We start from the raw sequence: 14,715 nt of genomic DNA, 5'->3' as shown, positions 1-14,715 counted from the left end.
TCAGACACCCCCGAGGGTGGGATGCACGTGGTCGGCGACCAGGAGGGCGAGACGCTCTCGGACCAGCCCCTGAACGTCGGCCGGAGACTCCACGAAGGCTTCGGGTCCGTACGACGCCAGCTCGTCGGCCAGGAGGTGTCGGTCGGAGAAGTGCACGACGAGGCGGTGGTCGTCGAGCCGGGTCGTGCCGCGGCGCTTGGCCAGTCGGGTCTCGGCGTCGGAGGCCGGATCGACCCGCACGAGGGCGGTCTGGGCATCCCACAGCGCTTCGAGGTCGGCGAGGGAGGTCTCCGCGTTGGCGTCCGTCGGACGATCGACCACCTCGTTCGTCACGACCACCGGCCCCGTGATGCGCGAGAGGAGGAAGGTGCGACGACCGCCGGACTCCTGCTCGATCGCGGAGCACATCCACCGGCCCTGGAACTGGACCAGCGCGTAGGGCGCCACCCGCCGCTCGCGCGCGGAAGCCTCGCCGGGCTTGAGGTACGGGAAGCGGACGACCACGGACCGGTCGAGGGCCGTGCGCAGCGGGTCGAAAGCGGTGTCGCGCGAGCGGATGCGCGGGGCGTAGGCCAGCTCGGGCACTCCGGTCGCTCCGCCGAGACTGCGCAGCTTCAGGAGGGCGCGTCGGGACTCCCCCGACACCGAGCCCTCCTGCCAGACCATGGCGGCGAGCGTCAGCAGCGCGGTCTCCTCGGAGGAGAACGTGATGTCGTCGGGCAACTCGTAGGCTCCGCGCGGGATCCGGTAGCGGAGGTTCTGGTTGTTCCCGCTCGACCCGGGCTCCTCGAGCGTCTCGAGCGGCACGCCGAGCTCGCGGATGTCGTCTTTGTCGCGCTCGAACTGGCGCTCGAGGGCGGCGTTGTCGCCCGCCGACCAGCGCTGCCGATAGCCCTGCACCGTCGAGAGGATCTCGGTCTTCGTGAGGCCGGTCTCGGTCGCGAGCAGCGCGAGGACCAGGCTGAAGAGACGCTCTTCGACGGGGATGCGCGGGGTTCGGGCTGCGGGCATGGACACGACCTCGGGCTAGAGCGTGCCCAGGAGGTCGAAGACGAAGACGTAGGTCGTGGGTGCTCCGGTCGTCTGATCCGTTCCGGGGATGACGGCCATGACCTGAGAGCCGACCGTCTGGCCGACGAGCGCCTTCTTGACCGGGTCGGAGACCTTCGAGATCTCTACCGCTTCGGCGGCGCCGCCCTTCGTCCAGGTGGACTGCACGACCGTGGGGCTCGGGGCCCAGTCGATCTGAGTGAACTGCAGGACGACCGTGTCTTTCGCCGTGATCTTCCGGCCCGCGCCTTCGCGGACCACCTGGACCTTCTCGGTCTTCGGGGCGTCGACATTCGGCAGCGAGATGCCGGGGGCGCCGTTGGCGGCCGTCACGACGGCGGGCATGTTGTTGACGCCGAAGCGGAGCGAACCGTTGGCCTTGGGCAGGAACGCCTTGACGACGTCGACGACGGCCACGTACGCCGGCTCAGATTTGTCGCCGGTGTCGCCGGTCGTCGCACTGGCGTCGCTCTCGCGGATGGCGATGGCGAGCCTCGAGCCGACGGTCGAGCACCGGAGTGCGTCGGTCAGGGCCTTGGCCGTCGTGGTGCTGGTGGAACCCACCGTGAGGGGAGCCGAGGGAGTCTTATAGCTCGACTGCAGCAGCTTGCCCGTCGTGCCCGAGTAGAGGGCCAGCTTGATAAGCGCCGGGGTGCCGTCGGTCAGGATCTGGCCGTGGCCCTGGATCAGCGTGGACACCTCGGTGTGGCTGGTGACGATCGGCGACGGCAGCTTCACCTTCGGCGCGGAGCCGAACTTGCCGGTCGCAGTGACGACCGAGGAGGCGTTGCCCGAAGCCGGAGTCGTGCAGCCGGCGGAGCCGGGGGCCGAGGCGGTGGAGCAAGCGGTGAGCGACGCCAGAAGGCCGGCCACAACGATCAGCGCGGAGATCTTGCGCACGAATCCTCTTCTTTCATCAAGCAGTTTCAGCCTGGTCAGCCTAGCGGGTGAACGGAACGCGACCGGTTCAGCCGACCTTGCCGAGGACGTCGATCACGAACACCAGCGTGGAGCCGGCGGGGATGCCCGTCTGGGCCTGGTCGCCGTAGCCCTCGGCCGGCGGGATCGTCAAGAGCACCTGGCTGCCGACCGTCTTGCCGGCGAGGCCGTCGACCCAGCCGTCGATGAGCTGCCCCTTGGTGAGGCTGCCGACGAACGGCTGCCCCTTGGTCCAGGAGGAGTCGAAGACCTTGCCGTCGGCGTAGGTGACGCCGGTGTACTGCATCATCAGCGAGTCGCCGGCCTTGATGGCCGCGCCCTTGCCCTTGATGAGCGTGGTCGACTGGAGGGTCGTGGGCGCCGGGGTCGTCGGAACCGTGATGGTGGGGGCGCCGTCCTTCGCGAGCTTCACCGTCGACTGTCCGGCGACGGGCTTCTCGGCGGTGCCGGTGGCGCGGCTCGGGAAAGCCTTGAGGATGTCCGCGACGAAGACGACCGAGTCGGTCGCGCCGATCTTGTAGGTGGAGATGCCCTGGCCGTCGGTGGAGTCCTTCGCGCTGCCGGCGATGGCGATGCGGTCGCCGACGTGCGAGCAGGTGAGGCCCTCGCTGAGGGCGCCGAGGCTCGTCGCCGGGCCGGCCACGAGGTAGGTGCCGCTCGAGGTGTAGTCGGTGGCCGTCGCCTTGGCTCCGGTCTTGCCGTCGTAGAGCGAGACCTGGAAGATCACCGGGTCGCCCTTCTCGACGAGCGCGCCCTTGCCCTGGATCAGGGTCGACTTCTGGGTGGTCTTGGTCGACAGGCCCTTGTCGAATTTGACGGTCGGGGCCTTGCCGAAGTCGCCGGTGGCCTTGATCGAGTCGGAGACGCTGCCGGAGGCCGTGCCGCCGGAGCAGGACTCGCTCGAGGTCGTCGACGACGAGGAGCAGCCCGCGAGAGCGAGGCTCACGACGACTCCGACGGCCGCGGCGGCGGCGAGGGCTTTGGTGAACTTCATGGTGGGCACGTCAGTTGCCTCCGTCGGTGGTCGGGTCGCCCGGAGCGGGCTCGAGAGGGGAACGGGAGAGGGTCTCTCCGGCGACGGCCTTGGCTGCTGCATCCTGCGCCTGCCGGGCCGTCTTTCGAAGCTTCTTGTCGCTGGCGGATCGCTCGCCGAGGGCGCCCGGGGTCCAGAGTTCGACGTCTTCCTCGCTGTAGTCGGACTTCGAGGCGCGGCGCTTGAGCTGGGGCAGGACGACCCCGGGAGCGAGGCGGCGTGCGGTGAGGAGGAAGCCGGTGTGCGCGATCATGCGGTGGTCGGGTCGGACCGCGAGGCCCTCGACGTGCCAGGTGCGGACGAGGGTCTCGGACGAGTCGGGCTCGGTGAAGAGCCCGGAGTCGCGGATCGCCTCGGCGGTGCGCGAGAGCTGCGTGACCGTGGCGACGTAGCAGACGACCAGCCCGCCCGGCTTGAGCACGGTGGCGGTGGCGTCGACGCACTCCCACGGGGCGAGCATGTCGAGCACGACGCGGTCGGCCTCGCCGTCGGCCACGACGGCGGGCAGGGACTCGACGAGGTCGCCGACCGTGACCGACCAGTTCTCCGGCTCGGAGCCGAGGAAGCTCGTGACGTTGCCGCGGGCGACGGCGGCGAACTCGTCGCGGCGCTCGAACGAGGCGAGGCGCCCCTCCGGCCCGACGGCGCGGAGCAGGGAGAGCGAGAGGGCGCCGGATCCGACGCCGGCCTCGACGACGGTCGCGCCGGGGAAGACGTCGGCGAAGGTCACGATCATGGCCGCGTCTTTGGGGTAGACGATGGCGGCGCCGCGGGGCATCGACATGACGAAGTCGGCGAGCAGCGGCCGCAGGGCGAGGTACTCGTCGCCGGTGGTGGAGATCAGGACGGAGCCGTCGGGCATGCCCACGACGTCGTCGTGCGCGATCATGCCGCGGTGCGTGTGGAAGATCGCGCCCTCGGTGAGCGTGATGGTGTGCATCCTGCCCTTGGGGCCCGTCAGCTGCACCTTGTCGCCCAGCAGGAACGGGCCGGACTGCCGCCGCACCGCGCTCATTCGGAGTCTCCGGTGGCGGCGGTCGCCAGCGACGACCCCGTGCGCAGGATGCCCCGCAGATCGTCGAGGGTGACTCCGGCCAGGGTGTCCCGCTGCTGGTACCCGCCCTCGCCGTCGAGGGGGGCATGGTGCTCGACCCCCACTGCCACGGCCCCGGACGCCACGGCGGAGGCCAGGCCGGTGGGGCTGTCCTCGATCGCGATGCACCGCTCGATCGGGACGCCGAGGAGATCGGCCCCGGTGAGGTAGGGCTCGGGGTGGGGCTTGGCGTGCTCGACCTCGTCGCCGGAGACGATGGCGTCGAAGACCGGGCCGGAGAAGCCGGGGAGGTCGATGGCGTCGACGATGAACTCGGCCATCTTGCGGAACGACATGGTGACGAGGGCGACGGGCACGCCCGCCTCCTTCAACTGCTGGAGCAGATCGTGGGCGCCGGGACGCCAGGGCATGTCGCCCTTGATGTGCTTCATCACGTCGGCCGTCATCCGGTCGATGATCTCGGCCGGGGGCAGATCGACGCCATGATCCTGCAACACCTTCGCGGAGTGCCAGAGGCCCGAGCCGATGAGGCTGTCGCCGTCTTCGCGGCTCCAGGTGCCTCCGAACTCGGCGACGAGCTCGATCTGCGACTGCTGCCAGTAGGGCTCGGTGTCGACGAGCGTGCCGTCCATGTCCCACAGGACCGCGGCCGGAAGGGGCCCGAGGCCTCGGGCGTCGTCGGCTGTGCGGTCGGCGGCTTCTGAATCGGTCACGACGGACGAGTCTAACGGCGTGCGGCGGACGGCCGGACGGCGCGCGCACGACGGCGAGGAGCGCACGGTCTATCGTGGAGGGTCAGCGCGAGGCCGTAAGCCGGGTCCGCGCAGTGAGGATATACGTGTCGACACCGTCTGGATTCGCCGAGGGGCGCCTGCTCGTCGTCGCCTTCGAGGGCTGGAACGACGCCGGCGAGGCCGCTTCCGGCGTCGCGCGGGCGCTCGTGGAGAGCCTCGACATGGACGAGCTCGCCGAGCTCGACGGCGAGGCGTACATCGACTTCCAGTTCAACCGGCCGCAGGCCGCGCACGACGACGAGGGCAACTCGATCCTCGAGTGGCCCCGCATCGTGCTGCACGGCACCCCCGCCGTGTCCTCCCCCGTCGCCGACGCCGACGGCTCGATCCCGACCTCCGACGGCCCGGCCGACGGAGGCCTGCTCGTCCTCCTCGGGGCCGAACCCTCCCGGAGCTGGCGCGGCTTCGCTGCCGAGATCGTCGATCTCGCCGACGTCCACGATGTCGCCGGCGTCGTCTTCCTCGGCGCGATGCTCGCCGACGTGCCGCACACGCGCCCGATCTCGATCTTCATCGGCAGCGAGAACCCCGGCGTCCGCCTCGAGTTCACCGTCGAGCGCTCGACCTACGAGGGGCCGGTCGGCATCCTCTCGGTGCTGTCCGCGGCGCTCGAGGCAGCGGGCATCCCCACTCTCTCGATCTGGGCGAGTGTTCCGCACTACGTGCACAACGCGCCCTCCCCCAAGGCCAGCCTCGCCCTGCTCGACAAGCTCGAGGAGATCACCGGCGTCGCCGTTCCTCGTGCCGAGCTCGTCGACGAGGCCGCCGCGTGGGAGTCGGGGATCGACGCCCTCGCCTCGGAGGACGAAGACATGGCGGGCTACATCGAGCAGCTCGAACAGGCGCGCGACACGGTCGACTCCCCCGAGGCGAGCGGCGAGGCCATCGCTCAGGAGTTCGAGCGGTACCTGCGCAAGCGCGACGGCAAGTCGGGCGACGACCCGTGGCGACCGCCGGCTCCGTGAGCCGCCGGCCTGAGACGGCCCCGTCTGGCTCTCAGGCCCGGAGGTCGATGCCCAGGAGGGTCTGCACCGCGTCGACGTCGATCGAGGTCGGCGTCTGCTCGGCGGCCACGAAACGCTCGACGGCGGCCACGGCGGCGGGTGTGTCGAGGTCGTCGGCCAGTGCTTCGCGGAGCTCGACGAGCAACGCGCTCGGCTCGGCCTGTTCCTCGGCCGAGGTCGTCTCGGTCGTCGCCCACTCGATCCAGTGCGTGAGCCGGGCGATCGCCGTCATCACGTCGTCGTCGAACCACTCCCAGTCGCTCCGGTAGTGGTGCCCGAGCAGGGCGAGGCGGATGGCCCGGGGATCCACGCCCTCATGGACGAGTTCGCTCACCTTGACGAGGTTGCCGAGCGACTTCGACATCTTCTCGCCCTGGTACGCGACCATGCCGGCGTGGGCGTAGTGGGTGGCGAACGGATCGCCGGTGAGTGCCGTGCCGTGGCCCGCGCTCATCTCGTGGTGGGGGAAGACGAGGTCGCTGCCGCCGCCGTTGACGGAGATCGGCAGGGAGAGGTGCTGGAGCGCGATGACCGTGCACTCGATGTGCCAGCCCGGGCGGCCGTCGCCGACGGCGGACTCCCACGACGGCTCGCCGTCGCGCGCCGAGCGCCAGAGCAGGGGGTCGAGCGGGTCGCGCTTGCCCTCGCGGTCGGGGTCGCCGCCCCGCTCGCTGAAGAACCGCATCATGGTCTCGTCGTCCAGACGGCTCTCGATGCCGAGGTGCCAGGTCGTCGAAGCCGTTGCGGCTGCCACGTCGAAGTAGACGTCGTCGCCCGCGTCGGAGTCGGGGGTCGCCACCCGGTAGGCGAAGCCCGTGTCGAGGAGGCGGGCCACCGCGTCGGCGATGTCGCCGACCACGTCGGTCACGGCGACGTAGTGGTCGGGCGGGATGATCGCGAGGTGCGTCATGTCCGAGCGGAACAGATCGGTCTGGGAGGCCGCGAGCTCGCGCCAGTCGACGTCGGTGGCGGCGGCGCGCTCGAGCAGAGGGTCGTCCACATCGGTGGTGTTCTGGGCGTAGGTGACCTCGACCCCGGCGTCTCGCCAGACCCGGCCGAGCGTGTCGAACGCCAGATAGGTCGAGGCGTGCCCCAGGTGGGTGGCGTCGTACGGCGTGATGCCGCACACGTAGAGCTGACCGCCGCGGCTGACGTCGGTGGCCCGCTTCTCGCCCGTGGCCGTGTCGTACAGCAGGGGGATGCTCCCCGCACCGGGCAGGACGGGGACGGTCGGGGTCGGCCAGGACTCCATCAGCCGATCACCCCGACGCCCAGGAGGACGAACAGGACGATGCCGAGGACGATGCGGTAGACGACGAAGGGCATGAAGCTGCGCTTCGAGATGTAGTTCATGAAGAACGCGATCACGACGAAGCCGACGACGAAGGCGACGACGGTCGCCGCGAGGGTGTCGACCGTGTTGTAGGGGTTGTGCGCGTGCGAGTGGATCGACTGGTACGCCTCGAACAGGCCGGAACCGAAGACCGCCGGGATCGCCAGAAGGAACGAGAACCGTGCCGCCGCCGGGCGGGTGTACCCCAGAGCCAGACCCGCGGACGTCGTCGCACCGGAGCGAGAGACGCCGGGGATGAGGGCGAGGACCTGGGCGATGCCGATCGCGATGCCGTGCTTCCAGGTCATCTTCTCGAAGCTCTGCACCTTGCGGCCGTAGATGTCGGCCGCGCCGAGCACCACGCCGAAGACGATGAACACCGTGGCCAGAAGCCACAGCGAACGGAAGTCGGTCGCGATGAGGTCTTGGGTGAGGACGCCGACGATGATGATCGGGAACGTGCCGATGATCACCAGCCAGCCCATGCGGTAGTCCACGTCGCTGCGTGGGATCCGACCGAAGAGGCCGAGGAAGAACCGCCCCACGATCCGCTTGACGTCGCCCCAGAAGTAGATCAGGACGGCCAGCTCGGTGCCGAGCTGGATGATCGCGGTGAACGCGGCGCCGGGGTCGAACTCCTTGCCGGCCGTGTGCGGGAAGAACAGGGCGACGAGGCGGATGTGCGCGCTCGAGGAGATCGGCAAGAACTCCGTCAGGCCCTGGACCAGGCCGAGCAGGAGGGCTTGGAGGAAGTGTTCCACGTGGCGGCGGGACCTCTCAGTAGGTCGACGGTGTCGGTCGGTGGAGTCGCGTCACCGGGTCGAGGGGGTCAGTAGTTCGTCAGCAGGTCGCGGAGCACGCGACTGCCAAAGGTTAGTGCCTCCAACGGCACGCGTTCGTCGACGCCGTGGAACATCGCCGGGAAGTCCATCTCTTCGGGCAGGCGGAGGGGTGCGAAACCGTACCCCTTGATGCCGAGGAGGCTCAGGGCCTTGTTGTCGGTGCCGCCCGACAGGAGGTAAGGGAGGACGGGCGCGCCGGGGTCGTGGCGGTCGAGCGTCGCGACGATCGAGTCGACGAGCGGGCCGCCGAACTCGGTCTCGAGGCCGATGTCGGTGTGCAGCGTGACGATCTCGATGTCGTCGCCGATCAGCTCCTGCACCTGGGCCAGCACGGTCTCCTCTTCACCGGGCATGCAGCGGATGTCGACGAGCGCCTCGGCGGTGTCGGGGATCACGTTGTGCTTGTAGCCCGCGGTGAGGACCGTCGGGTTCGTCGTGACGCGCAGGCTGCCCTTGATGAAGCCCGACGCGGTGCCGGTGTGCAGGACGAGTTCGTCGGGCGAGGTCCGCTCCGGGTCGACGCCGAGGATGCGAGCCACCTCGGAGAGCAGCTCGGTGGTCGTCTGAGTGAGGGCGACCGGCCACTCCTGACGACCGATGGCGGCGACGGCCTCGGCCAGGCGGGTGACCGCGTTCGCCGAGATCATCTGCGAACCGTGGCCGGCGGTGCCCCGCGCGATGAGCTTGATCCAGATCAACGCCTTCTCGCCCGTCTGCAGCAGGTAGGCGCGCTTGCCGTCGATGAAGGTCGAGTACCCGCCGACCTCGCTGATGGCCTCTCCCATGCCGTCGAACAGCTCCGGGTGGTTTTTCACCAGGAAGTGGGAGCCCAGGACTCCCCCGGCCTCCTCGTCGGCCAGGAAGCCGAGGACGAGATCGCGGGCCGGGCGCTCGCCCAAGGCGAGGAGATCGCCGACGGCCGTCAGCATCATGGCGTCCATGTTCTTCATGTCGACCGCGCCGCGGCCCCAGAGCATGCCGTCTTTCACGACGCCGCCGAACGGATCGACCGTCCAGTTGGCGGGATCGGCCGGGACGACGTCGAGGTGGCCGTGGACGACCAGGCCCGGCTTCGACGAGTCGCGCCCCTCGACCCGCGCCACGACACTGGTGCGCCCGGGCTCCGAGTCGAAGACCTGCGGGGAGAGCCCCATCGCCTCGAGCTTCGCGACGACGTACTCCGCCGCATCCGTCTCGCCGTTGGACTTGCCGCCGCCGTAATTGGTGGTGTCGAAGCGGATCAGGTCGCGCGCGATCTCGGCAGTTGCGTCGAGAGTGGTCTCGTCGGAAGTCATGCCTCCACGCTACCGGCCAGGCGTGGTCCGAACGGCCCCGAGGATCGTGCTAATCTCTCTGAGGCGGAAAACGCTGCAACGAAAAGCACCACGGTTACACAGCAACAACACCTGTCCGGGTGGCGGAAATGGCAGACGCGCTAGCTTGAGGTGCTAGTGCCCTAACGGGCGTGGGGGTTCAAGTCCCCCTTCGGACACGAAGACAGAAAGGCCTTGCCCTCCACTGGGCAGGGCCTTTCTTCGTGTTGAGCCCATTGCGGCCCTACCGGGCCGCGTCGCTCCGCTGGGGCCCTGCGGGCGAGGCCGCGTCGCTCCGCTGGGCCCTCCGGGCAGGGGGCTGCGTCGCTCCGCTGGGGCCCTCCGGGCAGGGCGGGGGGCCGCGCGTAGGGTGCGGGGATGGACTACGTACGCCTCGGCACCTCCGGACTCAAGATCTCCTCCATCACCCTCGGCATGATGAGCTACGGCGACCCCGCCCGGGGCAACCACGAGTGGAGCCTCCCCGAGGAGGAGAGCCGCCCGTTCATCAAGCAGGCCCTCGAGGCCGGCATCACGACCTTCGACACCGCCAACGCCTACAGCAACGGCTCGAGCGAGGAGATCACGGGGCGCGCGCTCGCCGATTTCGCGAAGCGCGACGAGGTCGTCATCGCCACCAAGGTCTTCAACCGGATGCGGCCCGGCCCCTACGGGGCGGGTCTCTCCCGCCTGGCGATCATGACCGAGATCGACAACTCGCTCCGCCGCCTCGGCACCGACTACGTCGACCTCTACCAGATCCACCGGTGGGATCCCGAGACGCCGATCGAAGAGACCATGGAGGCCCTTCACGACGTGGTGAAGGCCGGCAAGGCCCGCTACATCGGCGCCTCGAGCATGTACGCGTGGCAGTTCGCCCAGGCGCAGTACACCGCTGACCTCGGCGGCTGGACCCGGTTCGTGTCGATGCAGGACCAGTACAACCTGATCAACCGCGAGGAGGAGCGGGAGATGCACCCGTTCTGTCTCGACCAGGGCGTCGGGGTCCTCCCCTGGAGCCCCCTCGCCCGCGGCAAGCTCACGCGCGACTGGGACGACACCACGGCCCGCAGCGAGACCGACGAATTCGGCAAGACGCTCTACAAGCAGCAGGAGGACGGCGACCGGCGCATCTCCGAAGCCGTCCGAGCGATAGCGGATGCCCGGGGCGTCTCCCGGGCGCAGGTGGCCCTCGCCTGGGTGCGCCAGCAGGAAGCCGTCACCTCGCCCATCGTCGGCGCCACGAAGCCGCTCCATCTGCAGGACGCGATCGCCTCCCTCGACGTCGTTCTGACGCCGGAAGAAACCTCGACTCTCGAGGCACCCTACGTCGCGCGGGCCGTGGAAGGGTTCTAGCCGATTTTGGGAGTAGCGTTCTTGTCATGACAACACGAATCGTTATTCTGGGTGGTGGTTCGGCGGGTCTCCACACCGCCTTGGCTCTTCAAAAGAAGCGGCCTCCGCAGAGTGCGAGCATCACCGTCATCGACCCGAGCCCGTACATGACGTACCAGCCCTTCCTCCCCGAGGTCGTCGGCGGTCACATCGACCCGAAGGACGTCACCGTCCCGCTGCGCAAGACGCTGCGCCGCTCGAAGTTCATCCAGGGCGCCTTCACCGGCGTGGACACCGAGGCCAAGAAGGTCACGGTCGACCTCGTCGACGGCAAGACGACCGAGGTCGCCTACGACCACCTGGTCGTGGCTCTCGGCGCCGTCACGCGCACCTTCCCGACCCCCGGCCTCGCCGAGAACGCCGTCGGGTTCAAGAGCGTCGAAGAGGCCTCCTACGTGCGTCAGCGCGTGCTGTCCAACATCGAGAAGGCCGCCGCGACGACCGACCCGGCCGAGCGCGCCAAGCTCCTCACGATCCTGTTCGTCGGCGGCGGCTACACCGGCGTCGAGGCTCTCGGAGAGCTGAACGACGCGGCCAACGCCGCCGTCGACCAGTACCCCGTCCTGTCGCGCCACGAACTCCGCTTCGTCCTCGTCGAGGCGCTCGACCGCGTCGCCCCCGAGGTCGGCCCCGAGCTGTCCAAGTGGACCCTCGGCGCCCTCCGTGCCCGCGGAATCGACATCCGCCTCAAGACGACGATGCCCTCCTGCGAGAACAGCGACGCCGTCCTCAGCGACGGCGAGACCATCCCCGCCGGCATCATCGTCTGGACGGCCGGCGTCAAGCCCAACCCGGTCCTCGACAAGACCGACCTCCCGCGCGGTCCGAAGGGCCACGTCAACGCCAACGCCAAGCTCGAGGTCGTGACCGAAGACGGCAAGCGCGTCGACGGCGTCTGGGCCCTCGGCGACAACGCTCAGGTCCCCGACCTGACCGCTGCGAAGCAGCCGGCCTACTACCCGCCGAACGCCCAGAACGCCGTGCGTCAGGCGGTGACCCTCGCCGACAACATCCTCGCCTCGATGGCCGGCGAACCCCTTCAGGAGTACCGCCACGAGTCCGTCGGAACCGTCGCCAGCTACGGCATCGGCAAGGGCGCGGCGCTCATCAAGGGCATCCACCTGAAGAACCTCTTCGCGTGGCTCGCTCACCGGGGCTACCACCTGCTCGCCATGCCGACCTACACGCGCAAGTGGCGCATCCTCACCGGCTGGATTACGAACTTCGTGGGCGGTCGCGACGAGACCGTCATCGAGAACGCGACGGATCCCCGTGCCGGATTCATCGCCCTGGCCGGCGGCGTCAAGAAGTAGCACCCGCCTCTCGAGACCCCCGCGACGCGATCTGCATGGATCGTTTCGCGGGGGTTTCCTGTGTGTGTCGGCGGGGCATCCCCCGACGCGTTTCGCGGCTGTTTCGTCACGAAGGGAACGGGTGATTGATCGGGGTACAGAAATCACCCGTTGTCCTGACCGAACGGGTGAGGGGTACGCCCGTTGCGGGCCTTCGCGGGGACAGGCTCGGGTATTCCGGGGCTCCACACGGCGACGGTCGTCGGCCAGCGTGCCGACCGGGCAACCTTCCTGGGGCGCGAGATCCCCGGCACTTCGGGGATCGGCGGCCCTCGAGGGCAGCGGCCGACGTCGTCGAACAGCGACGCGTCGTTTCGGGCGAGAGGCGACGGGTGGCAGCCCCGGAGGCGACTCACCCGCGACGGGTGGTCCTCACCCGTTCCGGCGTGCCCCGAGCGGGGGGCATCAGGACCCCCGAAGTGGGGACAGTGGGGGTCACCGGCCATCCCGTAGCGTCCTAGACGAACCCCCTCGAAAGGGGTTCACCGCCGGATCCTCCACCCTCGGGCTCGTCGCCCCCGAAAAGCGACGAACCCGGAGGTCGGACCGACGGACGGCACCATCGGATCAGGAACAACTGCACAACCCGAAACCACCCGAACGTCGACATCGAGACGATCTCGGGGAGGCCGTACCCGACGACTTCCCCGTTCCCGACCGTCTCTGCTGTCGTCACCGGGGGGTGCGTGTCCGGACTCGTCCGGCCCGTACTCCTCGCCCCGTTCCACGTCGGCCGCCCTGGCCTCGTGGGGCATCAGTGTCGCCTACCCGATCCCGAGATCCATGCCCACCCTGATCAGAGCCTTCGCTCCGTCGCTCCGTCACAGCCGACCCGAATCGGTTGTGACGGCATGACCGGACTCGTCCCCTCCCCCGGCGCAGCCCGCCGGGAGGGGTGCCGAGCGCCGATGCGGCGCGATCACGCGGCTCGATCGGATTCCGGGGCTCGGGTGGGCGACGCTGCGGGTTCGCCCCCGCCCCTCCCTTCCGGGCCGCGAGGCTCGTCCCAGCCTGGGGGGATCCGGCCTCGGGTAGGCCTCGTCCCTCCGGCGCACGCGACTTCGGCTCTCGAGTCGGCTTCGCGTGTGGTCCTCGGCGTGTCGGGTCTCGCCGAGGGCCCGAGGGCGGTGGTGGTCCACAATGGCGTGCGCCATCCCTCTTGTGACGGCGTTCCCACCCGTTCCCTCCGGGCGCACCCGATGGGCAGGGCCTCCCCCACCGGGGTCCCGTCTCGGATCGCGTTCCCGTCCCCGATCCCGATCGCCGTCCAGTGCGCTTTCGAGATCACGCCGACCGAGAGGTGCTTCGTGTCCGACGTCCGTTTCGCGACAGTCCCCCACGAGGCGCGCGCGTGAGCGCCCGCGAGAGCTCCGACCGTCGGGGGTTCACGGACGTCGTCGTGCAGCTCGGGCGGCGCTGGTTCGTCGTGCTGGGCGGGGCGGTAGCCGGTCTCGTGGTGGCGACGGTGCTCGTCGACATCCTCCCGGGGCTCAGGTCGGCGTCGTACTCCGAACGCCTGGCCGTCGTCGGTGTGCTGGTGCTCCTCGGCGTTGCCGGCGGATTCTTCTTCGCGATCGCCCTCCTGTCCCTCCGGCCCGTCGTGACGACGGTCGACGACGTCCGTCGGGTCACAGGCCTGCCCGTGGTCGCTCAGGTGCCATCCCTCCGCCTCGACGGCGACGACTTCGAATTGCAGACGGAGGATGCACGGGGCGCGGCTCACAGGCTTCAGGCGGCCCTGCGCGAGGCCGTCCTGAACACGCGGGCCCTCAACGGCGGATCGGTGCCGCGGCGGCTCGTCGTGGCGCGCACGGACACCGTCGCCGAGTCGGCGGGCGTCGATGGGGGGCTCGCTCGGGCTCTCGTCGACAGCGGCCTCGTGACGGGCATCCTCCACTCCGATTTCGACAGCCGCATGGTCTCGCGCCCGTCGACGCTGGAAGACCTCCCGTACGCCCGGGGGCAATGGTCGGACGGTGCGGGCTACCAGCACCTGCCTGTGCCGACGGGGGTGTCGTCCTCCTCGCGGGCCGATCGTCTCGCCGCTGTGGACCTGCATCTCGACGGTCTCGGCGACCGGTACGACGTCGTCGTGGCGCAGGCGTCGACGGCCTCCCTGCCGCTCGATCTGCGGTCGATCGCTCCCGTGGCCGACGCGGTCCTCCTCGTCGTGGCGTCCAACCGGACGAGCGAGGAGGCGCTCCTGGCGCTCCAGGCCGAATTGCTCAGCCTCGACGTCGCTCCCTTGGGCGTCGTCATGACGGCGGTCGCTCCGAGGCACTTCCGGCTGCTGCGGAACACGTGGGCGGTGTCGGACTTCCGGGCGCAGAAGAAGACGGCGGTTCGGCCGACCGCTCCCTCGAGCCCGGTGGCGCCCTCGGTGTCGCCTGCGGCCTCCGAGGAACAGGCCGCCCCCAGACGGAGCGGCTTCTCGATCGCCGACCTCGCGCGGATGGCGGAGGCCAACGGGGCGCAGACCGACGAGTCCTGAGAGGTTCGGACGCGTTTCCGCGTCCGCTCCACCTCTTCTCCACAGGTCCGGTTCCGGCTGCGTCCGGCTGCTCGCCTGGGGAGAGACGTCGGCGGGATGCGCGTCCTGCTGCATC

12 protein-coding genes and 1 tRNA gene are annotated in these 14,715 nt (G+C 69.7%); 5 read left to right on the top strand and 8 right to left on the bottom strand.

What is annotated here, in order from left to right:
* The 5 genes from ABEA39_RS15815 to ABEA39_RS15795 form a co-directional block, all read right to left on the bottom strand.
* Window positions 1-1,011, bottom strand: coding sequence for a helix-turn-helix transcriptional regulator (locus ABEA39_RS15815; protein WP_345376920.1), 1,011 nt, complete (start codon window positions 1,009-1,011; stop codon window positions 1-3).
* 15 nt (window positions 1,012-1,026) lie between these two features.
* Window positions 1,027-1,950, bottom strand: coding sequence for an FKBP-type peptidyl-prolyl cis-trans isomerase (locus tag ABEA39_RS15810; protein ID WP_345376919.1), 924 nt, complete (start codon window positions 1,948-1,950; stop codon window positions 1,027-1,029).
* A 67-nt stretch (window positions 1,951-2,017) separates the two neighbouring features.
* Window positions 2,018-2,983 carry an FKBP-type peptidyl-prolyl cis-trans isomerase gene (locus ABEA39_RS15805; RefSeq protein WP_345377180.1) on the bottom strand — a complete coding sequence of 322 codons (966 nt, stop codon included), beginning with the start codon at window positions 2,981-2,983 and terminating at the stop codon, window positions 2,018-2,020.
* A gap of 10 nt (window positions 2,984-2,993) precedes the next feature.
* Window positions 2,994-4,037 (bottom strand): tRNA (adenine-N1)-methyltransferase, encoded by a 1,044-nt coding sequence (locus ABEA39_RS15800; protein WP_345376918.1) that lies wholly within the window; start codon window positions 4,035-4,037, stop codon window positions 2,994-2,996.
* The gene (locus tag ABEA39_RS15795; RefSeq protein WP_345376917.1) at window positions 4,034-4,789 is read right to left on the bottom strand and encodes an HAD family hydrolase; all 756 of its coding nucleotides are present in this window, start codon (window positions 4,787-4,789) and stop codon (window positions 4,034-4,036) included. The genes ABEA39_RS15800 and ABEA39_RS15795 overlap by 4 nt, the downstream gene beginning before the upstream one ends.
* A gap of 125 nt (window positions 4,790-4,914) precedes the next feature.
* On the opposite strand from ABEA39_RS15795, the gene ABEA39_RS15790 reads away from it, so the two are divergent.
* Complete coding sequence (locus tag ABEA39_RS15790; RefSeq protein ID WP_345376916.1) at window positions 4,915-5,835, top strand: proteasome assembly chaperone family protein; 921 nt, start codon at window positions 4,915-4,917, stop codon at window positions 5,833-5,835.
* A gap of 31 nt (window positions 5,836-5,866) precedes the next feature.
* On the opposite strand, the gene mshC is transcribed toward ABEA39_RS15790, so the two are convergent.
* The 3 genes from mshC to ABEA39_RS15775 form a co-directional block, all read right to left on the bottom strand.
* Window positions 5,867-7,126 (bottom strand): cysteine--1-D-myo-inosityl 2-amino-2-deoxy-alpha-D-glucopyranoside ligase, encoded by a 1,260-nt coding sequence (mshC, locus tag ABEA39_RS15785; protein WP_345376915.1) that lies wholly within the window; start codon window positions 7,124-7,126, stop codon window positions 5,867-5,869.
* Window positions 7,126-7,968 carry an undecaprenyl-diphosphate phosphatase gene (locus tag ABEA39_RS15780; RefSeq protein WP_345376914.1) on the bottom strand — a complete coding sequence of 281 codons (843 nt, stop codon included), beginning with the start codon at window positions 7,966-7,968 and terminating at the stop codon, window positions 7,126-7,128. Before ABEA39_RS15780 ends, mshC begins: the two co-directional genes overlap by 1 nt.
* A gap of 68 nt (window positions 7,969-8,036) precedes the next feature.
* On the bottom strand, window positions 8,037-9,344 hold the full coding sequence (locus ABEA39_RS15775) for a M20/M25/M40 family metallo-hydrolase (protein WP_345376913.1): 1,308 nt from the start codon (window positions 9,342-9,344) through the stop codon (window positions 8,037-8,039).
* A 113-nt stretch (window positions 9,345-9,457) separates the two neighbouring features.
* Between ABEA39_RS15775 and ABEA39_RS15770 the strand changes: the two genes are divergently transcribed.
* From ABEA39_RS15770 to ABEA39_RS15755, 4 genes are all read left to right on the top strand, one after another.
* Window positions 9,458-9,541 (top strand) — tRNA-Leu (locus ABEA39_RS15770).
* A gap of 199 nt (window positions 9,542-9,740) precedes the next feature.
* The gene (locus ABEA39_RS15765) at window positions 9,741-10,718 is read left to right on the top strand and encodes an aldo/keto reductase (RefSeq protein WP_345376912.1); all 978 of its coding nucleotides are present in this window, start codon (window positions 9,741-9,743) and stop codon (window positions 10,716-10,718) included.
* A gap of 26 nt (window positions 10,719-10,744) precedes the next feature.
* Window positions 10,745-12,070 carry an NAD(P)/FAD-dependent oxidoreductase gene (locus ABEA39_RS15760; RefSeq protein WP_345376911.1) on the top strand — a complete coding sequence of 442 codons (1,326 nt, stop codon included), beginning with the start codon at window positions 10,745-10,747 and terminating at the stop codon, window positions 12,068-12,070.
* Between the two features lie 1,390 nt (window positions 12,071-13,460).
* Window positions 13,461-14,600, top strand: coding sequence for a hypothetical protein (locus ABEA39_RS15755; RefSeq protein WP_345376910.1), 1,140 nt, complete (start codon window positions 13,461-13,463; stop codon window positions 14,598-14,600).
* The last annotated feature ends 115 nt before the right edge of the window (window positions 14,601-14,715 follow it).

Source organism: Frondihabitans cladoniiphilus, from assembly GCF_039544345.1.
GTDB lineage: Bacteria > Actinomycetota > Actinomycetes > Actinomycetales > Microbacteriaceae > Frondihabitans > Frondihabitans cladoniiphilus.
This window is presented reverse-complemented; position numbering and strand designations above follow the sequence as displayed.

What these genes read in the sequence shown, in the direction of transcription:
- ABEA39_RS15775 (WP_345376913.1), bottom strand. Translation starts at nt 9,344, where the DNA reads ATGACTTCCGACGAGACCACTCTCGACGCAACTGCCGAGATCGCGCGC.
- ABEA39_RS15805 (WP_345377180.1), bottom strand. Translation starts at nt 2,983, where the DNA reads ATGAAGTTCACCAAAGCCCTCGCCGCCGCCGCGGCCGTCGGAGTCGTC.
- mshC (WP_345376915.1), bottom strand. Translation starts at nt 7,126, where the DNA reads ATGGAGTCCTGGCCGACCCCGACCGTCCCCGTCCTGCCCGGTGCGGGG.
- ABEA39_RS15760 (WP_345376911.1), top strand. Translation starts at nt 10,745, where the DNA reads ATGACAACACGAATCGTTATTCTGGGTGGTGGTTCGGCGGGTCTCCAC.
- ABEA39_RS15765 (WP_345376912.1), top strand. Translation starts at nt 9,741, where the DNA reads ATGGACTACGTACGCCTCGGCACCTCCGGACTCAAGATCTCCTCCATC.
- ABEA39_RS15815 (WP_345376920.1), bottom strand. Translation starts at nt 1,011, where the DNA reads ATGCCCGCAGCCCGAACCCCGCGCATCCCCGTCGAAGAGCGTCTCTTC.
- ABEA39_RS15800 (WP_345376918.1), bottom strand. Translation starts at nt 4,037, where the DNA reads ATGAGCGCGGTGCGGCGGCAGTCCGGCCCGTTCCTGCTGGGCGACAAG.